We start from the raw sequence: 2,362 nt of genomic DNA on the forward strand, positions 1-2,362 counted from the left end.
ATACATTCTAACACTTTTTCCTTAACTTAATGGCAGTGAGGTATTGCTTACCATTCCTAAAGAGTTAGAGGACTATAAAGCTGGTGATGACGGTTTGTTTGATAAGCTTACTTATATTATAAATAAGCTTATTGAGTATTTCAAAAAACTTTGTGAGAAATTGGGCTTTGAGTTTGATACAAGAATAGAGTACGATCCTGAGCGTAATATAAAAATAGAGCATAATCTTGGTGAACCACTAAAGGTAGTAAGTGAGGCAAATGCATCTTCTGTTGAAGACTTAAAGCTTAAAGTGAATAATCAAAGATAAGGTATTGAAATTCGTGCTTTTCATGATTTTAGCTTAAGATTTCAGTGTCCGCTACTCGAATGACATCGTTTACTATGTAACATTGTACTTATACTAATGAAAAAAATACATTATAATTAAGCATATTTACCAATAAATCATTAAGTGAAAACAGCTCTTTCGCAAAATATCATCTCTCTTATTATGATATTGTCTGTAGCAATTGTCGATATGGCAACTGACCTATACTCAGTTGCACTACCAAGCATTGCCAATTATTTTAAAGTAGAAGGCAGTGTAGTGCAGCTTACAATTAGCTTAAATCTAGTTGGATTTGCGGTATCTGGCTTAATTTATGGTCCATTATCGGACCATTATGGTAGGCGTCCAATGATGCTGATTGGTATGACAATTTTTACTTTGGCAAGTGTCATGTGTTATATAGCCGACAGCATTGCGCTCTTGATACTAATTCGCTTCATACAAGGAACAGGGGCTGGTGTTGCAGGTGTTGTTGGGTATGCAGCAATAAGGGATATGTATTCGGGTAGTGAATACTCGAGAGTCATTTCAAAATTAAATATGGTTGTGGCACTCTCACCTGGAATAGCTCCAATGGTGGGCAGTTATATAATTTCACATGGTTATCATTGGAAATTTTTGTTTTTTATTATGTTACTCGCAGCAATTGCTATACTTATTTTTATCTACTTTGAGTTACAAGAAACACTCACTGTAAATAAAAATGAAACCAGTATAACTAACATAACTACTAATATCTTCAAGCAATATATATCAATATTTAGAAATTATCGTTTCCTTGGGTTTTCAGCCATTCATGGATTAACTTTCATGTGGCTTTGGGCATACATTGCTAACTACCCGTTCATATTTGAATCGATGGGCATTGAAGTACAGTATTTTGGCTACCTCATATCGATCATAGTCATATTTTACATAATTGGAACTTTAATTAATAGAAGGTATGTACCAAAAGTAGGGGTTAGCAAAATGCTAATAATAGGTTTGGTGTTACCGATAATATCCGATAGTTTATTGGTATATTTTTATTTCGCGGACAAGTTGAATATATTCATTCTTCAAACTGCTTGGATTCCAGCCAATATCGGACTTGCATTAATAATAAGCAATAACGTAACTTCTGCTTTAGAAACGATCAAAGGTATAGGGCTTGGTAGTGCAGTTCTCTCATTCTGCAATATGATGTTTGGGGCTATTGGAATATATATAGTAGGAAAATTTTTTCGCTATGGTATTTTACCAAATTTACTATTAACAATAGCATGCTCTACAATTGCAATTCTTATGTACAGCCAGCTCAAATGTACTGAAAAACACAGGGAATAACCATTATTTGCGTGATCCAGAGCTCATGGGTTATTAATGACTTTATCATGATAATATAATTTTACAGGGGGTGAGAGCTCATAGATTATTAACGACTTTATCATAACAATATAGTTTTACAGGAGGTTTGGGATGAGCAATTCAAACAGAGATATAAGAGATATAAATGCTGATTTATTTCAGGCTGCTAAAAGTGGTGATTTTAATGTAGTAAACGATCTAATAAAGGAAGGAGCAGATGTTAATGCAGTAGATGTACATAACAACACTCTTTTACATTATGCTGCTGGAAATGGCTATGCAGAGATAGTAAAAGATCTATTGGATAATGGGGCAAATGTTAATGCAGTAGGATTTGCAAATATGACTCCTCTACATCGAGCTGCTGAAGAGGGCCGTAAAGAGGTAGTAGAAGTTTTACTAAATAATAGGGCAAATGTTAATGCAATAGATGAACATAACAGCACTCCTTTACATAGGGCTGCTGAAGAGGGCCATCAAGAAGTAGTAGAAGCCCTACTGAAAGTAAATGGGATCGATGTTAATGCACAAGATAAATATGAAGGTACTCCTTTACATTTTGCTGCTGCACATGGCCATAAAGAGGTAGTAGAAGCCCTATTGGACAAAGGGGCAAGTGTTAATATAACAGATCAAAATGGAAAGACTCCTTTACATCGGGCTGCTGAAAATGGCCATAAAGAA

Annotated in this window: 2 protein-coding genes and 1 pseudogene; all 3 read left to right on the top strand. The window is 34.8% G+C overall.

Going from position 1 to position 2,362, the window contains the following annotated elements; genetic code table 11:
• Positions 1–37 precede the first annotated feature (37 nt).
• A pseudogene (locus tag DEF52_RS05185) lies at positions 38–310 on the top strand (hypothetical protein); the annotation flags it as partial.
• Between the two features lie 183 nt (positions 311–493).
• Positions 494–1,657: a multidrug effflux MFS transporter gene (locus DEF52_RS05190; protein WP_151808046.1), complete on the top strand. Its 1,164-nt coding sequence runs from the start codon at positions 494–496 to the stop codon at positions 1,655–1,657.
• A 132-nt stretch (positions 1,658–1,789) separates the two neighbouring features.
• The coding region (locus DEF52_RS06395) for an ankyrin repeat domain-containing protein (protein ID WP_201798889.1) at positions 1,790–2,362 on the top strand (573 nt) is incomplete at its 3' end.

The organism is Wolbachia endosymbiont of Nasonia oneida, from assembly GCF_009012935.1.
In the GTDB taxonomy this organism is placed as follows: Bacteria; Pseudomonadota; Alphaproteobacteria; order Rickettsiales; family Anaplasmataceae; genus Wolbachia; species Wolbachia pipientis.